Origin of the sequence: Chryseobacterium nepalense (assembly GCF_023195755.1) — a bacterium.
Classification (GTDB): domain Bacteria; phylum Bacteroidota; class Bacteroidia; order Flavobacteriales; family Weeksellaceae; genus Chryseobacterium; species Chryseobacterium nepalense.
On the sequence record NZ_CP096203.1, the window covers coordinates 1,746,432 to 1,766,110 of the forward strand.

At 39.7% G+C, this 19,679-nt stretch carries 14 protein-coding genes, 2 tRNA genes and 3 rRNA genes; 2 read left to right on the forward strand and 17 right to left on the reverse strand.

What is annotated here, in order from left to right; genetic code table 11:
• Positions 1-9: 9 nt before the first annotated feature.
• The 8 genes from M0D58_RS07530 to M0D58_RS07565 form a co-directional block, all read right to left on the reverse strand.
• Positions 10-2,664 (reverse strand): MGH1-like glycoside hydrolase domain-containing protein, encoded by a 2,655-nt coding sequence (locus M0D58_RS07530; protein WP_248394689.1) that lies wholly within the window; start codon positions 2,662-2,664, stop codon positions 10-12.
• Positions 2,665-2,739: 75 nt separating this feature from the next.
• Complete coding sequence (locus tag M0D58_RS07535; protein WP_248394690.1) at positions 2,740-3,051, reverse strand: hypothetical protein; 312 nt, start codon at positions 3,049-3,051, stop codon at positions 2,740-2,742.
• The gene (locus M0D58_RS07540) at positions 3,026-3,835 is read right to left on the reverse strand and encodes a glucose 1-dehydrogenase (protein WP_248394691.1); all 810 of its coding nucleotides are present in this window, start codon (positions 3,833-3,835) and stop codon (positions 3,026-3,028) included. The genes M0D58_RS07535 and M0D58_RS07540 overlap by 26 nt, the downstream gene beginning before the upstream one ends.
• Before the next feature lie 74 nt (positions 3,836-3,909).
• Positions 3,910-4,383 (reverse strand): GNAT family N-acetyltransferase, encoded by a 474-nt coding sequence (locus M0D58_RS07545; protein WP_248394692.1) that lies wholly within the window; start codon positions 4,381-4,383, stop codon positions 3,910-3,912.
• Between the two features lie 4 nt (positions 4,384-4,387).
• A complete protein-coding gene (locus M0D58_RS07550) occupies positions 4,388-5,002 on the reverse strand; it encodes a DUF1684 domain-containing protein (RefSeq protein ID WP_248394693.1) in 615 nt (204 codons plus the stop codon).
• Positions 5,003-5,132: 130 nt separating this feature from the next.
• The gene (locus tag M0D58_RS07555; protein ID WP_248394694.1) at positions 5,133-5,537 is read right to left on the reverse strand and encodes a hypothetical protein; all 405 of its coding nucleotides are present in this window, start codon (positions 5,535-5,537) and stop codon (positions 5,133-5,135) included.
• Positions 5,538-5,658: 121 nt separating this feature from the next.
• Positions 5,659-7,164: a malate dehydrogenase (quinone) gene (gene mqo / locus M0D58_RS07560; protein WP_248394696.1), complete on the reverse strand. Its 1,506-nt coding sequence runs from the start codon at positions 7,162-7,164 to the stop codon at positions 5,659-5,661.
• 210 nt (positions 7,165-7,374) lie between these two features.
• Complete coding sequence (locus M0D58_RS07565) at positions 7,375-8,412, reverse strand: NAD(P)H-dependent glycerol-3-phosphate dehydrogenase (protein ID WP_248394698.1); 1,038 nt, start codon at positions 8,410-8,412, stop codon at positions 7,375-7,377.
• A 227-nt stretch (positions 8,413-8,639) separates the two neighbouring features.
• Here M0D58_RS07565 and M0D58_RS07570 point away from each other — a divergent pair, with 227 nt between their 5' ends.
• Entirely contained in the window at positions 8,640-9,638 is a 999-nt protein-coding gene (locus tag M0D58_RS07570; protein WP_248394700.1) for a M23 family metallopeptidase, read from the forward strand.
• A gap of 74 nt (positions 9,639-9,712) precedes the next feature.
• On the opposite strand, the gene M0D58_RS07575 is transcribed toward M0D58_RS07570, so the two are convergent.
• The 4 genes from M0D58_RS07575 to bamJ form a co-directional block, all read right to left on the reverse strand.
• Positions 9,713-10,363: an NAD(P)-dependent oxidoreductase gene (locus M0D58_RS07575; RefSeq protein WP_248394702.1), complete on the reverse strand. Its 651-nt coding sequence runs from the start codon at positions 10,361-10,363 to the stop codon at positions 9,713-9,715.
• 57 nt (positions 10,364-10,420) lie between these two features.
• On the reverse strand, positions 10,421-10,831 hold the full coding sequence (locus M0D58_RS07580; RefSeq protein ID WP_248394704.1) for an Rrf2 family transcriptional regulator: 411 nt from the start codon (positions 10,829-10,831) through the stop codon (positions 10,421-10,423).
• A 66-nt stretch (positions 10,832-10,897) separates the two neighbouring features.
• A complete protein-coding gene (locus tag M0D58_RS07585; protein WP_248394706.1) occupies positions 10,898-11,848 on the reverse strand; it encodes a hypothetical protein in 951 nt (316 codons plus the stop codon).
• Positions 11,849-11,964: 116 nt separating this feature from the next.
• Positions 11,965-12,399 (reverse strand): BamJ family beta-barrel-assembly machinery protein, encoded by a 435-nt coding sequence (gene bamJ, locus M0D58_RS07590; protein WP_248394708.1) that lies wholly within the window; start codon positions 12,397-12,399, stop codon positions 11,965-11,967.
• Between the two features lie 198 nt (positions 12,400-12,597).
• Here bamJ and M0D58_RS07595 point away from each other — a divergent pair, with 198 nt between their 5' ends.
• Positions 12,598-13,599 carry a catalase family protein gene (locus tag M0D58_RS07595; protein WP_248394710.1) on the forward strand — a complete coding sequence of 334 codons (1,002 nt, stop codon included), beginning with the start codon at positions 12,598-12,600 and terminating at the stop codon, positions 13,597-13,599.
• A gap of 500 nt (positions 13,600-14,099) precedes the next feature.
• Here M0D58_RS07595 and rrf read toward each other — a convergent pair.
• The 5 genes from rrf to M0D58_RS07620 form a co-directional block, all read right to left on the reverse strand.
• A 5S ribosomal RNA gene (rrf, locus tag M0D58_RS07600) occupies positions 14,100-14,207 on the reverse strand.
• 196 nt (positions 14,208-14,403) lie between these two features.
• A 23S ribosomal RNA gene (locus tag M0D58_RS07605) occupies positions 14,404-17,159 on the reverse strand.
• A 158-nt stretch (positions 17,160-17,317) separates the two neighbouring features.
• Positions 17,318-17,391, reverse strand: a tRNA-Ala gene (locus M0D58_RS07610).
• Between the two features lie 80 nt (positions 17,392-17,471).
• Positions 17,472-17,545 (reverse strand) — tRNA-Ile (locus M0D58_RS07615).
• 300 nt (positions 17,546-17,845) lie between these two features.
• Positions 17,846-19,362, reverse strand: a 16S ribosomal RNA gene (locus tag M0D58_RS07620).
• The 16S, 23S and 5S rRNA genes sit together here with 2 tRNA genes alongside, the layout of an rRNA operon.
• Positions 19,363-19,679 lie beyond the last annotated feature (317 nt).

Sequence of the window (19,679 nt, forward strand, 5' to 3'; positions counted from 1 at the left end):
TTCAGGTGCTCAACTTTTTTTGGTCGGCATCTCAGTTTCGGATTCCGCAATTTTTTTCTTTGAAAACCTAGGCATAAGGATTTTTGCAACCAGCCCCGTCCAGCCTGTCTGGTGTGAAGCGCCTACTCCACGCCCATTATCTCCGTGAAAATATTCATAAAACAAAATATAATCCTTAAAATCCGGGTCAGACTGAAATCTTGGATACTGCCCGTTGAAAGGACGGTTTCCATCTTTATCTTTCAAAAATATATTGGACAGCCTTTTGCTGAGTTCATCTGCAATCTGATCAAGATTTAAATAATTTCCGCTTCCTGTAGGGCATTCTACCAGAAAATCCGGACTATAATAAAAGAAAAAACGTTGCAGACTTTCAATAATTAAGAAATTTATAGGAAACCATACCGGGCCACGCCAGTTGCTGTTTCCCCCGAAAAGCCGGCTGTCACTTTCTGCAGGTGTATATTTTACGGTGTAGTCTTTACCGTTCAGATGCAGGCTAAACGGATTCTTTTCATATTCTTTAGAAAGGGCACGAACTCCGAAATCGCTTAGAAATTCTTCAGAATTCAGCATTCTGTGGAGCAATCTTTTTAAACGATGCCCGCGGAGAAGGGAAAGCAGGTGTTTTGAATCTTCCCCCTTTACCTCCCAATGAGAAACTAAAGCAGCCAGTTCCGGTTTATTCTCCAGCACCCACTGCATTCTTTTTTTAAAATTCGGAAGATTTTCGATCATTTCATCATCAATAATTTCAACTGCAAACATCGGAATAAGGCCAACAATTGTTCTGATTCTTAAATACATATGATCTTTTTCCCCGAATGAAAGCGCGTCGTAGAAGAACTCATCTTCATCATCCCAAAGACTGAAGCATTCATCCCCCATATTGGCAAGAGAATTGGCAATCGCCAGAAAATGTTCAAAAAACTTTATGGCCATTTCTTCGTAAACCTTATTGTACAAGGCGAGTTCTAAAGCGATTCTCATCATATTAAGGGCAAACATGGCCATCCAACTCGTACCATCCGACTGCTCCAGGTGTTCACCATCGGGAAGCGGCGTATTACGATCAAAAACCCCGATATTATCTAATCCTAAAAAGCCGCCTTCGAAAATATTGTTTCCGTTATTATCCTTTTTATTGACCCACCATGTAAAATTCATCAGCAGTTTTTGAAATGCACTTTCCAGGAACGGAAGATCCGGTTTTCCTTTTAAATATTCATCAATTTTAAAAACTCTGAAAACGGCCCATGCGTGAACTGGCGGATTCACATCATTAAAATCCCATTCGTAAGCCGGAAGCTGCCCGTTGGGGTGCATATACCATTCAAAAAGGAATAATTTCAGCTGATGTTTGGCAAAATCAGGGTCAATCAATGAAAAGCTGATCGTATGAAAAGCCAGATCCCACGTTGCATACCATGGATATTCCCATTTATCCGGCATTGAAATAATATGTTCATTATTAAGATGTTTCCACTGGAAATTCCGGATCTTATCCCGGGATTTTGGAGGTTGCGGTTGGTTAGGATCGCCTTTAAGCCACTTTTCGACATTATAATGGTAAAACATTTTACTCCAAAGCATTCCCGCAAAAGCCTGCCGCTGTACCAGTTTTTCATCTTCCGTTTTAATTCCGTCCTGAATTTCTTCGTAAAATTCATCGGCTTCCTGTTTTCGCTGACTGAAAATTTCATCAAATCCGGAAAAAGGCTTCTTAAGATCCTTATCAGATAACCTGAATTTAAAAATTTTTTCTTCTTTCGGATTAAAACTCTCATTGATTAAAAAAGCCGCCTTCGTACCAATATTCTTATGGTTTACGGATTGTGAATTTCCATTAATAATAAAATCATTGATTCCGTCTTTGGTGTAATCGCTTTGGTTGGGACACTGATACAGTTTTTCATTATTGGTTTCATTATCACAGAATAAACTTAGTTCTGCATTTTCTGCATAAAAGTTTTTGATTTCTAAATCCTTATGTTGAATTTTTACATTATTTGCCTCGCCCGAATTTAGCTGGGGCATATAATCATCATAACCCCACCGCCAAGTATTTCTGAACCATAAAGCCGGAAGAATTACCAGAGGAGCTGTGTTTTCTGATTTATTGACAATGGTAAGCCGAATCAGAATATCCTGATCATCGGCTTTTGCATATTCAATGAAAATATCAAAGTACTCATTTTTATCAAAAATTCCTGTATCGATCAACTCATATTCAGGGTCCTGTTTGCCCCTTTCTGCGTTTGTTTTGATGAGGTCTTCATAAGGAAATGTACTTTGAGGATATTTGTAAAGCATCTTCATATAAGAATGCGTCGGTGTGGAATCCAGATAATAGTAATATTCCTTTACATCTTCTCCGTGATTTCCCTGTCCGTTGGTAAGCCCGAAGAACCGCTCTTTTACTATTTTATCTTTCTTATTCCAGAAGCCGAAAGAAAATACGAGCTTCTGAAGGTCATCGCAAATGCCACAAATGCCTTCTTCTCCCCAACGATATGCTTTTGCCTCTGCCGCATCGTGTGTAGTATAGTTCCAGGCGTCTCCGTTGGGACTATAGTCTTCACGAACCAATCCCCACTCCCGGTTGCTGACGTAAGGCCCCCATTTTTTCCATGTGATGTCAGAGACTCTTTCTTTTTCTTTCATGCTTCTGTTTATGATTGATTTATGATGATTTATGATATCTGTTCTTTTTCTTTCATGCTTCTGTTTATGATTGATTTATGATGATTTATGATATCTGTTCTTTTTGAACATAAAGACAGATGCTTCCTTCGTCAGAATAACAGCTGTTTCGGTTATTTTTAAAACAATTTTGCTAACTATTATTTTTTTGACAAACGCAAAGGGTTCGTGCTTCACCTTAAAGTCTGCCTCTTCTACTTTGACGAAGATGCGCCCCGGATTGAACGGCCTGTCTGAGCTCTTTTTCTGTTTTTCGGCGGCAAAGCCGCCGCCGAAAAACAGAAAAAAGCGAGTAGTGAAAGCCGGAAATGTGCGCCCCAATTTATCCTCCTGTAGAAAAGCTTTCAAAAGTGGTCATTCCCCCGTCTACAAATATACTCGCCCCTGAAATATAGTCTGCGTGATCACTGGCCAGAAATACGGCGAGATTTCCGATATCTTCCGGTTGACCGATTCTGTTGTAAGGGACAAGTTTCATGAGAGCATTCATGGATTCCGGAGTACTCCATGCGTTTTTATTAATCGGTGTCTGAATGGCACCCGGGCAAATGGAATTGACGCGAATTTTGTCGGCCCCGTATTCCTGGGCAAGCGTCTGCATCAACATGCGAATTGCTCCTTTGCTGGCTGCATAATTGGCGTGTCCGGCCCAGGGAATAACTTCATGAACCGAGCTGATATGAATAATTTTTCCGCACGCAATGGATCGTGAGGGATCGATACCGCGGCGAAGAAATTCTTTTATCGCTTCACGGGCACATAAGAACTGACCTGTAAGGTTGATATTGATTACAGTATTCCATTGGTCGAGGGTCATTTCCGTGAATTTAGCATCTTTCTGGACCCCTGCATTGTTGATAAGAATATCAACAGTTCCGAATTGTAAAATGACCTGCTGAAACATTTTGACGACCTGCTCTTCACTGGAAACATCACATTGATAAATCATTCCGTTTCCGCCGGCGTCCGTTATTTCCTTTAAAATTTTACCGGCTTCATCTGCTGAATGTTCTGATGAATGATTTACGATAACGGTAGCTCCGGCGGCAGCAAGTGATTTTGCAATCCCCGAACCTATTCCGCTGGAAGCCCCGGTGACAATGGCAACCTGGTTTTTGAGAGAAATTTCCATGTTTTATTATTTGATGTTACTCAAATTTAGCTGAAAGGATCACGCCAAACATAAAAATTTCACTTAAAAAATTCTTAAAGTTTTTTGTACATAATATATTGCGGTCCGCTTCTTCCGATTCTGGTTTTTCCCTCGTAGTGATATCCTGTATTGCGATATAGCTGATAAGCGGCAATGTTGTTCTGGTTTACGGCAAGTACGATTTCATCGCAGTCTTTAAAATTCTCACGGACAAATTCATCAACCTTAATCATCGCCGCCTTTCCGATGCCTTTCCCCTGCAGTTCAGGATTCACTGAAAACGAACGCAGCAGCATGGCTTGTTTGTTATCGGTAAGTTCTAATTTGTCACTCCCAAAATCCAGCACCAGAAATCCGCAGGGATTTTCATCCTCGAAAATGGTTATCGGAAAGGCAAGAGTATCCTTTCGTTCTTCGATTTTTTTTAATGCCTGCTCTGCAGTAGCCGTATATTGCATCTGATCTTCGTCCAGAGCATAATTTACTCCCGGAAAATCTTTTTGTTCGAAAAAATTTAACTTTACCATAATATTAGTGATGATAAATGTCTTCGTACATTACTCCCGCTTTGATTTCAACGGGCAGCCTGTTTTCTTCAGGAACAATCGGACAATTGTAATCATAGGCATTGTACGCACAATAAGGTTGATATGATGTATTGAAATCTAAAGTAATAGTGTCGCCTTCAGGAGTTTTTAGATCCATATATTTTCCGCCGCCATAGGTTTCTTTTCCGTTGGTCGCATCACGAAATGGCAGAAAAAGATAATCTTTGTATTTCTTTTGTTTGAGTAAATCTAAGCTTTGATAAAGATTTAATGTGTAGGATTTTCCGTCAAGTTCAAAAGTTGCTTTCCCATATTCTCTATACGACTTTGATTTCCCGGAAGAAGTAGGAAGATCAAAAGGTTCTGCATTTTCCGTTCTGGTAAATTTTGCGGTCACTCTGTATTTTTCATCAATCGGGAAGAAAGGATGCTGTTTGAAATTTTTGAAATTTTCTCCGCGCAAAGGTGTTTCTTTAGGGTTGAGATATTCGGCATTCAGCTCTTTTTGAAATTTTTTCACCACAGCTATTTCTTGTGAATCTTTTTGGGAAAAGATCAGCACAGGCAAAAGTAAGAATAGAAATATGTAGTTTTTCATGATAAATATTTTAACCACTAAGAACCAATTAAAAGTTAATTATAATTAAAAGCAATAAATTTCTTGTATTAAAGAGATTTCCAGCACGACTTAAATTTTACATATGTTTAATTTCCTCTTAAAGGTTTAACTATAGGTAAGATTCCAAAATTTTTACCCGGTAAATATCAGAGGAATTTCTTTTGATCGATTCTACAAAAAATCCTCCTTCCTCGGGAATAACTTCTTTCAGATCAAAACTTTTACAGCCTTTAGGAAGTCCTGAAAAAACCAGGGTAAACCAAAAGTCTTTCATAAACGGCACCGGTGTCCAGTTCGGATAAATGGTGATATTTTCGGCATGAATCAGTCTGCTTCTGTGATCCGACTGGTTATCAAAAAGATAGGTTGAATGCCAGATTCTGATCAGATTTCCCAAAAATGGGGAAGCCGGGAAACAACAATGTACAATCACCTGCTGTTCTTCCTGAACTTCAGTTTGCAGGGATTCCAGTAATTCTTTAACAATAACAGGTTTTGCTATAGTTTCTGACATATTTTTAATGTAGTAAGCCGTGAAAAGTAAAATGTGAGAAGCTGATTTTATAAAAGTAAAAATTGAATTGCATCAACTAATAACATCTTACCTCTCACTTCTTCCTTCTTACGTCCTACTTTTAATATTTGAGTTGTAATTTTTCTTTTGTATAATTTCTCACTTTTTGGGTGAGCTCCGGATTCGCAGCAAGTTTCTGTCCATAAGACGGGATCATTTCCATCAGCTTGTCTTTCCATTCTCCGTTAAGCTTTTCAGGGAAGCATCTTTCAAGGACATTCAGCATGGCGTATACTGCCGTTGACGCACCGGGTGAAGCCCCCAATAATGATGCGATAGTCCCTCTTTTATTAACAACCACTTCAGTTCCGAACTCCAGTTTTCCACCGTCTTTTTCATCTTTTTTAATGATCTGTACTCTTTGTCCGGCTACTTTAAGTTCCCAGTCTTCTTCTTTGGCATCTTTGATAAATTCTCTCAAATGCTGAATTCTCTGCGCCTTCGTCATGGCAACCTGCTGAATAAGATATTTTGTTAAGGGAATGTTATGCCACCAGGCTCCGAAAAGCGACCTTATATTTTTTGTGTTCACACTTTCCGGAAGGTCCAAATAACTCCCCTCTTTCAGAAACTTTGTTGAAAATCCTGCGAAAGGACCGAATAATAAAGCTTTCTCACCATCTATAATTCTCAGATCCAGGTGTGGAACGGACATTGGCGGGGCATCAACGGTTGCCTGTGTATATACTTTTGCATTATGTTTTTCCACCAATTCCTGATTATGACTTACCAGCCATTCTCCTGAAACCGGAAAACCTCCATACCCTTCACTTTCTTTAATATCTGAACTGTCCAATAGCGGTAAAGCATATCCTCCAGCGCCGATGAATACAAAACTTGCTTCCACTTCCTGTTTATGATTGTGAATTCTATCTTTCACCTTCATGTCCCAGCTTCCGTCTTCTTTAGGATCAATATCCTTTACTTCATGGTATAAGAATACTTCAACATTGGAGTCTTCCAGCAAATGTCTTCCCATTTTTCTTGTTAAAGTACCAAAATTAACATCAGTTCCCATATTCATTTTGGTAGCAGCCATTATCTCAGAACCGTTTCTTTTACTCATAACAAGGGGAATCCACTCTTTCAGTTTTCCATGATCGGTGGTAAATTCCATTCCTTTAAACAAAATTGATTCCGACATTTTTTCATGACGTTTTTTGAGGTATTCGGCGTCTTTTTCTCCAAAAACAAGGCTCATGTGCGGACAGGAATTGATAAAATCCTTCGGCTGCTGTATATATCCTTTGGTAATCAGATAAGACCAGAATTGCTTGGAAATTTCAAACTGTTCTGCTATACTTTCTGCTTTTGAGATATCGATAGTTCCATCTGGTTTTTCGGGGGTATAGTTGAGCTCACAAAACGCGGAATGTCCTGTTCCTGCATTATTCCAGGCAGCGGTGCTTTCTTTGGCGAATCTTCCCAGCCTCTCGAAAATAGCGATTTCAAGGTCAGGATCAAATTCATGTAATAATGTAGCTAAAGTGGCACTCATAATTCCGCCACCTATGAGAACAACGTCGTATTTAGGTTTCGGCGTTCTACCTGTAAGCGTTTGTGACATAATTTTAATTTTATTATCTCAAAGTTCGGGAAAAGTTATTAAAATCTTGACTCGTTTATGGAATTTAACATGATTTTAGGTTAGATGATCAGGTTAAATTTAAGCTGAGAAATTATATCACATTTTATAATAAAAAAATTAGCATGATATCGTTGCTAATAATGTAATATTATCGGCAAAAATATCATGCTTAACTTTTATATATTAGAATTAATTCAGTTTTGTAGTCAGTTTTTTAAACTGTTTTTCGGCATTTTTACCTTCGTATAAAATACCATAAATGGTATCGACAATAGGAAGCTTTAATCCTTTATCTTTTGATGTTTTATAGATGGAATCTGCCGCATAATATCCTTCTGCGATCATATTCATCGACTGGATTGCAGATTTTACCGTGTACCCCTTCCCGATAAGGTTTCCTAAGTTTCTGTTTCTTGAAAATAAAGAGTACGCTGTTACCAATAAATCTCCTAAATATGCACTTTCATTAACATCTCTCGGTGCTTCATAAATGGATTCCAGGAAAGTTTCCATTTCACGGATGGCATTTGATACGAAAACCGCGGTGAAGTTGTCTCCATAACCTAAACCGCTTGCAATACCTGCTCCGATAGCGAAAATATTTTTAAGGATTGCGCTGTATTCATTTCCCAAAATATCTTTACTGGAATGTACCTTGATAAAATCTGAATTGAAAATATTTACAAGCTTTTCGGAAGTTTCATCTTCCACTGTGGCTATGGTGAGATAAGAAAGTCTTTCCATCGCGACTTCTTCTGCATGGCAAGGCCCTGCAATAACTGCCTGGTTTCGGAATCCTATTTTGAATTCATCTCTCAGATAATGGGCTACCACATCATTTACTTTAGGAATAATCCCTTTAATCGCAGAAACAAAAATTTTATTTTTATAGTCACAGGTCATTTTATCCAGTGTATCAGACAGATAGATAGAGGGTGTTGCCAATACAATCGTCTCACAGGAAGTGACAAGTTCGTTGATATCGGTAGTAAGCTTTAAGTTTTTCAGATTGAAATTAACTGCAGTAAGATAGGTGGGATTGTGCCCTCTTTGCTCAATGGCGCCTTTTACATATTCGTTTCTCACGCACCAATGTACTGTTTTACAGTTTTCAACCAGCATTTTTACGATAGCCGTTGCAAAACTTCCGCTTCCTACCACTCCTACGGCAACATCATTTTTGCTTTTTTTCGGATTCGATTCTGTATTCGTTTTCTTTTTAGCCATAATAGAAATGTGAACTGCAAATATATTAAAACAAAGAATGATGAGCCCTTTTCAGGGTATGATAAAACCCATTTTATTTCAAAATTAATATATCAGGACAATGAAATGTTTAATTCTCCGTTATTTATAGAAATATTTATTTTTTTATTAAACATAAGTTCAAAAATTTATTTTTAATTAAATTTGCAGGCTTAAAATCGTTTTGTAATTATACTAAGAGAAGAAAAATGAAAAAATTTCTGAGCAGCAAAAAGAAAGTAAATGTACTTTTAGGAGTTCTTTTACTTATCGTTTTTGCACAGGGGATCTTCATTGCAAAGTTGTACTCCGAAAAGGACGACAAAAACTATGAGGTGAACCTTGTAAAAATAAACACTGAAAAAGACAGTGTAGATTACTTAAAAATGAAGACGGATCTTACCTTGGTAGATCAGACTGTAGCACAGCTCAATTCTTTCCTGAAATCAAAGGATGTGCCGAATGTAAAGCTGGAGGTTCTTAAAAAAGACAGTATTTCCAATTCCGTTTATCTCGCGAAACAAGCCAACCGGTACAGCCAGTATCTGATGGACATTCAAAAAAAACTTCTTCAGGTTCCTTTAGGAATGCCTACGGAAGGGTATATTTCGTCTAATTTCGGAATCAGAAAAAATCCTATTCCTTTTAAAACCGTTTTTGCTTCCGTAAAAAACAATACCGCAACATCGGCCGTTGCCATTGCAGCTCCTGAAGTGAAAGCGGAACCTGTGGAAAAGATTATTGAAGTAACCGACAGCTACGGCGAAAAACGACAGGTAAAGGTAATGGTAACGCCAAAAGCCAGTTCTACAGCTGCTGCCACAAATACATCTTCAGCTATTGCAGCAAATACCAAACCGGCAGAAAAAAATAATCCTCCCGCTGAAGCAGATCAGATGCAGTTTCATAAAGGACTGGATATTGCAGTCGCTTTTGGTTCTGATGTTGTAGCAACTGCTGCAGGAACGGTCATTTTCTCAGGTCAGAAAGGTGGTTATGGCAACTGTGTTATTGTTTCTCATGGCAATGGTTTGGCAACACTTTACGGCCATTTATCTCAACTGGTTGCGAAAGTAAATGATAAGGTAAAAGTAGGTCAGGTGATTGCCAAGTCCGGAAATTCCGGCCGCTCCACAGGGCCCCACCTTCATTATGAAGTACATAAAAACAACAGCCCGGTGAATCCGAAGCTGTTTATGAATTTATAATTTTATGATTATTTATATTGACAGGATTTCGGCGGCACCAAAGGTGCCGCCGAAATTTTTTCATGGAAAATCATTTAATAAGCTGCCGTAAAACGTTCTCTGATATGATTGTTCTGTTCAAGTTCATCTACAAGCACTACCGCTACATCTTCTACCGAAAGAACACTTCTTCCGTTTTCATCAAATACAGGATTTTCCAGGGCGGTTCTGTACTTTCCGGTTCTCACACCTGCTGTTCCCTGATGCATTTCAATGGCAGGACTGAAGAAAGTCCAATCCAGTGTACTATTTTCTTTAATTTTATTTAAATAATCTCTTGCGGCAGTAGCGCCCGGTTTAATTTCGGCAGGGAAATCCGGTCCATCCACCAATTGTTTACCATCAATATATAAACTTCCTGCTCCACCTACGGTAATAAATCTTTTAACACCTGATTGTTCAACAGCTTTTTCGATGTTGATAGATCCGTTAAGAAAATCATTATACAGATTAGGATTTGTCCAGCCTGCATTAAAAGTATTGATTACTGCATCATTACCCTTCAATACTTCTGCCAGTTCGTCGATATTATTTACATCAACACTTTTTGCTTTTACCTTTTCATTTTGCTGAACTTTTGAAGCATCTCTTGCGATAGCCTCCACTTCATAACCTCTGTTTGACAATTCATTCACGACCTGTGTGCCTACAAATCCTGTAGCGCCAATTACTGCTACTTTTTTCATAATATTTATTTTTAAATTAATTGTAATATATTTTGTTACATTTATGCTCAAAATTTTTTATTTGAAATGGTCAAGAAATTCCTGAAGCGTTTTATTACCCAAAAACGTAAGAACCAGCTGATCCGTCTCAGAAAACAATGTCTGCAAATGTTCATTAATTTCTTTCCCTACGGAACATGCAGGATTAGGATTGTTGTTTTTCTTTCCCAGTACTTCCGTATTTTTCACGGCCAGATAAATATCTGATATTTTTATGATATCGGCATTTTTTGCGATCCGGCTTCCCCCTTCCTTTCCCTGTCTGCTGATAATCAGTCCTGCTTCTTTCAGAACACTCAGTTCTTTTCGAACAATAACAGGATTAATATTAATACTTCCCGCCATCCATTCGGAAGTGAGCCATTCCTGAGGACTTTCCGCCAATAAAGTCATAATATGTATTGCCGTGGCAAATCTTGTGTTGTTCATCGTAATTATATTACAAATATACAGAATTTTTTAAATGTAACAAATTTTATTACAGTTTAGTTTTTCTTAAAGAATAAGTTTATCTAAATCTAAAAGGAGGTAGTTGATACTTTGATTAATCGTTCTTGTTGCAGACTGCATTTGATTGAGCATTGCCGCACGGTTATGAAGATCATTGGATCTGTAATAACCGCCGTCACTAAAAATGACCGACTGGTCTGCTTTAAGCTTATTATCGTCAAACTGATAATGCAGCCATCGTTCTTTCATACTGCTGATAATAGAATGTTTTTCTTTATTAGAAAATTTCTTTTCCGTATACATATACCAGACAAAAGGCGGAAAGTTCGGTGATTCTAATTTTTCATTCCATACATCCCGTAAAAGATTTCGCTGGTGGATAAATTCTACTTTTCTACCTTTTGGATTTAAAGTTGCCAAACCAAAACCAGCTCCGAGTGCACCACCACCAATGTCTATTGCATTACTCCAACCATTATCTTTAACGATACCTCCGGCAATGGAAGCTGCTGCTCCGGCAACTATAGAATAAAGAATCAGTTTATTATTTCGAGAATCATTAAGGTTATCTACGTATGCGCCGATTTGTGCTACTCTTTCCCCTTCACAATCAAATTCTGCAGCCACCGCGTCAAGCTCTGTTAATGCAATGGTTATTTTACTGTTGATCTTTGTTTTGAGTTGTAAAACTTTTACCTGAGAAGCTAGTGAATTATCCTTTTTAAGTTTCATGATCTCATGAACTTCATCAAGATTGTCCAAAGCATTCAAAATTAAAATGCTCTGATCTGAAAAATTTTCTTTAAGATCTTTATTGGCTGCAAGAATAGAATCTGAATTATAGGAAGAAATTGTCTTGGAATAATTGTATTTAAAAGGTGCTTTACAATAACTATCCTTAAGGGTAAGGATATTTTGCCTGATTACCTGATTCTTCTTTGAAACACATGATGTCAAAACGCATGAAAAAAATAAAAAATAAAATAAATTCCTCATTCCATTACAATTACTGAGATAAGTAAAAAAATACAAATCAATACCAATACTAATATACGGAAATAAAAAAATTTACCCGGGATACAGGTAAATTTTAAGTTTATTTTAAATAATATTTATTTAATCTCAAGAAGTTCCACTTCAAAAATAAGAGTACTGTTTGGTCCGATTTCTTTGCTGATCTGCTGATCCCCATACGCTAAATGTGGTGGGATAATCAGTCTCCATTTACTTCCTACAGGCATCAGCTGAAGCGCTTCTGTCCATCCGGCAATTACCTTATTTAACGGAAAGGATGCAGGTGTTCCTCTTTTTACAGAACTGTCAAAGATTTTTCCTGTAATAGTTGTTCCGTGATAATGACATTTTACAGTAGACCTCGGACCCGGTTTTTCGCCCTCGCCATCTTTTATAATTTCATACTGCAAGCCGCTTGGTAACTGAACAACTGTTTCTCTCTTACCATATTCTTCCATATATTCCTTACCATCTTTCAGGTTTTTCTCTGCCTGTTCTTTCTTTCTTTTAAATAACATATCTGCTACGCCCATAATTGATATTTTTTACAAAGATAAGACTTTAGAACCGGAAGCAGGAGATCAGATATGTGAAGTTTTTTAAATCTGAAAAACAGAAGTCAATAATATTGAGGTATTGATGAATTGTTACTCTTCAGAAAATTCAAGTATGTTTAATACTATGTTAACAGCTTTTCCGAAAGTTGGCGCTATAATTGGATTTAAAAACTGATGCCAGATCCATTGAAATATAATAGAGACTATGATAAGCTGACTGACGAAGAAAAAATACTTTTTGAAATCAATAAGAAAAGTATTTCTGATTTTGTGGAACAGTCCGCTTCATTAAGCGATGTAAATTACGCTACCAGAAATGCCCATGCCAAAACTTATGCCGTTGCAAATGGAAAATTCATAATTAGTGAAAATATTTCTCCAAAACTTCAGCATATTTTTGATAAGAAAGTGTACGATCTTACCATCCGACTTTCCAATGCACACCTGAAAATCATCAAAGGTAAAAAAGAGATTCCGGCTTACGGTTTTGCAGTAAAAATAAAAGATGAGCAAGGTAATCTTATTGCCAATTATCCATTGGTAAATTTCCCATTATTTCCCATCAATTCAGTTTGTACTTTTCTGAAATTATTTACTTCAATAAATCAGTTTTATATTAAAAAATGGAGCAGCTTTTCTTTACTTGCACAAATTGCTAAAGTAATCCCGTCTACATGTACACCTTCCTTTATAAAGAATCTCTTTAAGCTTTTTCATAAAAGAAATGACTTTATTCTTTCATTCGACTTTCATTCGGTTGGTGCTTATCGTCTCGGAGACTATATGGTTAAGATTAAATTGGCTCCGCAATTTGTTGATAAAAAATTTAATAAAAACAAAAAGATGAAACAAGCAGTTGAAGAATATCTGAAATCAAGAGCGTTCACAGCTAATGTATATGTTCAATTTTGCTATGATATAAAAGATCAACCAATTAACCAGCTGAATGTTGAATGGAAAAATTCACCATTTATTAAAATCGGAGAATTAAAGATCGGGAAAGACAACCTTCTTAATCCTGCTTCTTGTGAAAACGAGCTTTTGTCATTTAACCCTTATGAAAGTAAAGCTTTATTTCAGCCTGTAGGCAAAATACAAAGACTAAGAGAAGAAGCGTATAAAGTTTCTCTAAAAACACGGGTTAAAATCAATAAGTTGCTAAAATATGATACATAATAATAGTATGATTATTATATATAAAACTTTATTAGAAACAATTTTGCTATCTTTTTCAGGAGCTTGATCTCGCTATCCGCTATTACTCCTCGCACCTTAGCTTTCCGGGCGTAAGGCCCTTCTTTCCATGCCTGCTGTGGGGTAGCCGCTGCTATCGAGGCTAGGGCAGTTGCCATAACGACCGCCAGTGGTACTATCTTTATATGAGTAATGAGTAATTGGTAATGAGTAATAAAGTATGGATAAAATTCATGATTGGTACTTTAAGTACGGCTTAAACTTGATACCTGAATCTTAACTTAAACCTTAACAAGTCCTAAACTTTAAACTTTAAACTTTAAATTCTGAACGCTGAACATTAAACACTGAACATCCAAATCTCACTTCTCACATTTTACTTCTCACTTCTTACTTCTCACTTCTTACTGTCCACTTCTCACTTTCTCCTAGGCTATAAAAACAAAAAAACCTCACACATTGCTGTATGAGGTTTGTAAAAAAACTGGCGGCGACCTACTCTCCCGCTTTCGCAGTACCATCGGCGCTGGTGGGCTTAACTTCTGTGTTCGGAATGGGAACAGGTGAGCCCCACCGCTAAAACCACCCTAAAGGTTGTATATAGGTGTAAGGTTTTTTTCTTTAATGTTCAAAGTTTTTAACCTTGAATCTTAAACATTGAACCTTGAACCGTTTTTATCGGTAAATTTCATCACAAAGGCAAAACCAGTATTGCACTTATAAATACTTAAGCTAAGTTATGATAAGCATGATTGCTCATTACCTATTACTCATTACTTATGAATAGGCTATAAATCTACGGGTAATTAGTACTACTCGGCTATGCTGTTACCAACTTTACACCTGTAGCCTATCAACGTGGTCATCTCCCACGACCCTTAAAAGATGTCTCATCTTGAGGCGAGTTTCACACTTATATGCTTTCAGTGTTTATCTCTTCCAAACATAGCTACTCAGCGGTGCACCTGGCGGTACAACTGATACACCAGAGGTTTGTTCAATTCGGTCCTCTCGTACTAGAATCAAGCCCTCTCAAACATCTAACGCCCGCAATAGATAGAGACCGAACTGTCTCACGACGTTCTGAACCCAGCTCGCGTGCCACTTTAATGGGCGAACAGCCCAACCCTTGGGACCTTCTCCAGCCCCAGGATGTGACGAGCCGACATCGAGGTGCCGAACCTCCCCGTCGATGTGAGCTCTTGGGGAGACTAGCCTGTTATCCCCGGAGTACCTTTTATCCTATGAGCGATGGCCCTTCCATACGGAACCACCGGATCACTATGTCCTGCTTTCGCACCTGATCGACTTGTTGGTCTCACAGTCAAGCACCCTTATGCCATTACACTCTACGCACGGTTACCAAGCGTGCTGAGGGTACCTTTGAAAGCCTCCGTTACTCTTTTGGAGGCGACCACCCCAGTCAAACTACCCACCACGCAATGTCCTTCTTTAAAGAAGTTAGGCTCCAAGTAAGTAAAGGGTGGTATTTCAACGTTGGCTCCACAAACACTAGCGTGCCTGCTTCAAAGCCTCCCACCTATCCTACACATTACTTACTCAAAGTCAATACGAAGTTATAGTAAAGGTTCACAGGGTCTTTTCGTCCCATTGCGGGTAATCGGCATCTTCACCGATACTACAATTTCACCGAGCTCGTGGCTGAGACAGTGCCCAGATCGTTACACCATTCGTGCAGGTCGGAACTTACCCGACAAGGAATTTCGCTACCTTAGGACCGTTATAGTTACGGCCGCCGTTTACTGGGGCTTCAGTCAAACGCTTCGCTTACGCTAACGCCCTTCCTTAACCTTCCAGCACCGGGCAGGTGTCAGACCCTATACAGCATCTTTCGATTTAGCAGAGTCCTGTGTTTTTGATAAACAGTCGCCTGGGCCTCTTCACTGCGGCCACCATTGCTGATGGCGTCTCTTCTTCCGAAGTTACGAGACTATTTTGCCTAGTTCCTTAGCCACGACTCACTCGAGCACCTTAGGATTCTCTCCTCGACCACCTGTGTCGGTTTTGGTACGGGTTGCTTCACTTCGGCTTTTCTTGGATCCGATTACACTACAGCAGCTTCGCCCGAAGGCTAGGCCTTGACACTTCCGTCCGTCTTTAGTAGCTACATCGAACCGTCCCCTTTTAGTGTGAGCAAGTATGGGAATATTAACCCATTGTCCATCCACTACCCCTTTCGGGTTCGCGTTAGGTCCCGACTAACCCTCAGCTGATTAGCATGGCTGAGGAAACCTTAGTCTTTCGGTGAGGGGGTTTCTCGCCCCTTTATCGTTACTTATGCCTACATTTTCTTTTCTGTCCGCTCCACAATACCTCACGATACTGCTTCGGCGCAAACAGAATGCTCTCCTACCAGATATAATAAATTATAAATCCATAGCTTCGGTAATATGTTTATGCCCGATTATTATCCATGCCGGACCGCTCGACTAGTGAGCTGTTACGCACTCTTTAAATGAATGGCTGCTTCCAAGCCAACATCCTAGCTGTCAATGCAGTCCAACCGCGTTGCTTCAACTTAACATATATTTGGGGACCTTAGCTGTTGGTCTGGGTTCTTTCCCTCTCGGACATGGACCTTAGCACCCATGCCCTCACTGCCGTAGAACATTTATTAGCATTCGGAGTTTGTCAGGAATTGGTAGGCGATGAAACCCCCGCATCCAATCAGTAGCTCTACCTCTAATAAACTTATATACGACGCTGCACCTAAATGCATTTCGGAGAGTACGAGCTATCTCCCAGTTTGATTGGCCTTTCACCCCTACCCACAGGTCATCCGAAGACTTTTCAACGTCAACCGGTTCGGTCCTCCACTTTGTGTTACCAAAGCTTCAACCTGCCCATGGGTAGATCACAAGGTTTCGCGTCTAATCCTACTAACTATGCGCCCTATTCAGACTCGCTTTCGCTCCGGCTCCGGACCTTAAGTCCTTAACCTCGCTAGTAAAATTAACTCGTAGGCTCATTATGCAAAAGGCACGCCGTCACAGAATTAATCTGCTCCGACCGCTTGTAGGCGTACGGTTTCAGGTTCTATTTCACCCTTCTATTCGAAGTGCTTTTCACCTTTCCTTCACAGTACTTGTTCACTATCGGTCTTTCAGGAGTATTTAGCCTTGGAGGATGGTCCCCCCATATTCAGACAGGATTTCACGTGTCCCGCCCTACTCATTTATCATCTTAATATACCTTTCGAATACCGGGCTATCACCGTCTATGGCCGCACTTTCCAGTACGTTCTTCTAAATATATAAAGACTTTTGGGCTAATCCGCTTTCGCTCGCCACTACTTACGGAATCTCTTCGATTTCTTTTCCTCCGGGTACTTAGATGTTTCAGTTCTCCGGGTTTGCTCTCTAATAAATTAGAGTAATACATCTTCAATGTATTGGGTTGCCCCATTCGGACATCTCGGGATCAATTCGTGTGTGCCAATCCCCGAGCTTTTCGCAGCTTACCACGTCCTTCTTCGCCTCTGAAAGCCTAGGCATCCGCCATACGCCCTTAACGATTTCTTTCCTATTTTTAGGTTACTCAAGCACTTATAAGTGCTCGGTTTTCTCTTTGTGATGTCTTTACCGTTAATGTCAATGATCTTAATGTCTTCTTTTCCGACTGATGAACAGATGTTGTTTTTGGCTCCATCCGTAACTTTTAAATCAATCTTCCAAAACTGTGGAGAATAAGGGAGTCGAACCCTTGACCTCCTGCGTGCAAGGCAGGCGCTCTAGCCAGCTGAGCTAATTCCCCCTCTAGGTGTTCCGGGTTTTATGTTTTTTGTTCCGAGTTTTAACTCTAAAACTAAACTCTAAACCTTAAACTTTAATTAGTAGTCTCGGGCAGGCTCGAACTGCCGACCTCTACATTATCAGTGTAGCGCTCTAACCAGCTGAGCTACGAGACTCTGTTATGAGTAATAAGTGATCAGTAATAAGTAATATTTTCATACTGCATTACCTTCATTCATTTCTCAATCTCTTTCCCGTTACTAATTTCTAGTGGGTTTTATTTTTAATATATTTATAAGTAATAAGTAATCGGTAATGAGTAATTTTTATCTTCCTTGATTTTACACTTGGATCTTTTTACTTTTAACTTTTTACCTTCCTTATAAATCAACCAATAAAAAAACTAAAGCTTTACTTTGAAGTAAGTACATGTACCTTACGGTACTAATTTTGTTTATCGTCTTTAAGACGCTCTAAAATGAGATGTTCCAGCCGCACCTTCCGGTACGGCTACCTTGTTACGACTTAGCCCTAGTTACCTGTTTTACCCTAGGCAGCTCCTTTTACGGTCACCGACTTCAGGTACCCCAGACTTCCATGGCTTGACGGGCGGTGTGTACAAGGCCCGGGAACGTATTCACCGCGCCATGGCTGATGCGCGATTACTAGCGATTCCAGCTTCATAGAGTCGAGTTGCAGACTCCAATCCGAACTGAGACCGGCTTTCGAGATTTGCATCACATCGCTGTGTAGCTGCCCTCTGTACCGGCCATTGTATTACGTGTGTGGCCCAAGGCGTAAGGGCCGTGATGATTTGACGTCATCCCCACCTTCCTCTCTACTTGCGTAGGCAGTCTTACTAGAGTCCTCAACTTAATGGTAGCAACTAGTAACAGGGGTTGCGCTCGTTGCAGGACTTAACCTAACACCTCACGGCACGAGCTGACGACAACCATGCAGCACCTTGAAAATTGCCCGAAGGAAGGTCTATTTCTAAACCGATCAATTCCCATTTAAGCCTTGGTAAGGTTCCTCGCGTATCATCGAATTAAACCACATAATCCACCGCTTGTGCGGGCCCCCGTCAATTCCTTTGAGTTTCAAACTTGCGTTCGTACTCCCCAGGTGGCTAACTTATCACTTTCGCTTAGTCTCTGAATCCGAAAACCCAAAAACGAGTTAGCATCGTTTACAGCGTGGACTACCAGGGTATCTAATCCTGTTCGCTCCCCACGCTTTCGTCCATCAGCGTCAGTTAAGACATAGTGACCTGCCTTCGCAATTGGTGTTCTAAGTAATATCTATGCATTTCACCGCTACACTACTTATTCCAGCCACTTCTACCTTACTCAAGACCTGCAGTATCAATGGCAGTTTCACAGTTAAGCTGTGAGATTTCACCACTGACTTACAGATCCGCCTACGGACCCTTTAAACCCAATAAATCCGGATAACGCTTGCACCCTCCGTATTACCGCGGCTGCTGGCACGGAGTTAGCCGGTGCTTATTCGTACAGTACCTTCAGCTATTTACACGTAAATAGGTTTATCCCTGTACAAAAGAAGTTTACAACCCATAGGGCCGTCGTCCTTCACGCGGGATGGCTGGATCAGGCGCTAACCCATTGTCCAATATTCCTCACTGCTGCCTCCCGTAGGAGTCTGGTCCGTGTCTCAGTACCAGTGTGGGGGATCACCCTCTCAGGCCCCCTAAAGATCATCGACTTGGTGAGCCGTTACCTCACCAACTATCTAATCTTGCGCGTGCCCATCTTTATCCACCTCAGTTTTCAATATAAAGTGATGCCACTCTATATATTATGGGGTATTAATCTTCCTTTCGAAAGGCTATCCCCCTGATAAAGGCAGGTTGCACACGTGTTCCGCACCCGTACGCCGCTCTCAAGTCTCCGAAGATACTCTACCGCTCAGCTTGCATGTGTTAGGCCTCCCGCTAGCGTTCATCCTGAGCCAGGATCAAACTCTCCATTGTATGTTTGTCTTGACTCACTCAAAGTTTTTTAACGCTTTAGTTTTTCCTTACTTGGTTGTTATATTGTATGTCAATGATCTTCATTTCTTTCGCTTCCTACAAACTACTTCTTCTGTCAGTTTTCGTTTCGTATTTGCGAGTGCAAAAGTAAAAAATATTTCTGAATTGACCAAATGTTTTTGAAGAAAATTTTAAAGTTTTTTTAGTAACCTTAAGCCCTCTTAAACAATCCCTCAACTCAACTCCTGCTCCCCGTTTTACCGGACTGCAAAGATACAAATCTTTTTTATTCCTACAAGATTTTTTAATTAAATTTT